The sequence below is a fragment of the Skermanella stibiiresistens SB22 genome (assembly GCF_000576635.1).
Taxonomy (GTDB): domain Bacteria; phylum Pseudomonadota; class Alphaproteobacteria; order Azospirillales; family Azospirillaceae; genus Skermanella; species Skermanella stibiiresistens.
In genome coordinates this window covers 1-630 of record NZ_AVFL01000113.1, presented here as the reverse complement: position 1 = coordinate 630, position 630 = coordinate 1, and the positions used below count along the sequence as shown (strand labels likewise).

Here is a 630-nt window from a genome sequence, read left to right as displayed (position 1 = left end):
CCAGATGCCCTTCTCATGCTTGTTCCATTGTGCCCGGTCCAAGGACCGGACACGACACGGACGCGCCACGCGCAGGAGGAAGCCCACGTTTCCGTGGAACCACCGACCTCGCGCGCCGCATCATCGTGAAGATGCGTCACTTGACCCAACCGACCAACCTCCCTTCCGGGAGGACGGCCCTGTCGGGTCATCCTCGGTCACAAATTCTCTTCACATGTCAAAGATCCCATACCCGCCTCGGCGGATATCTGTTTTCTCCCTCGCGGACATCATCCTTGGTCGTGCTGGCTGGTTCGCCATCGTCGGCGCTCCTCGGCCCTCCTCCTGGTGGAGGCGGACGGGATCGAACCGACGACCTCATGCTTGCAAAGCACGCGCTCTCCCAACTGAGCTACGCCCCCTCGGAGGGAACATGGTGGGCCAGGGAAGACTTGAACTTCCGACCTCACGCTTATCAAGCGCGCGCTCTAACCAACTGAGCTACTAGCCCCGACCGGCTGCCGCGCCCCGGAGGGCGGCGGCGTGCCACCGTCGTCACCCCTAGGGGTTGCCGTCGATGGCTTGATGTCCGAGAGAAGAGATGCGGAGGCGGCGGCGCGGCGGATCGTGAGGGATCCTGACCCGGCCCGG

General features: G+C 64.3%; 2 tRNA genes. Both read right to left on the bottom strand.

From position 1 onward, the window contains the following. Nucleotides 1–325: 325 nt before the first annotated feature. Nucleotides 326–401 (bottom strand) — tRNA-Ala (locus N825_RS35705). A gap of 12 nt (nt 402–413) precedes the next feature. Beyond that, a tRNA-Ile gene (locus tag N825_RS35700) sits at nt 414–490 on the bottom strand. Nucleotides 491–630 lie beyond the last annotated feature (140 nt).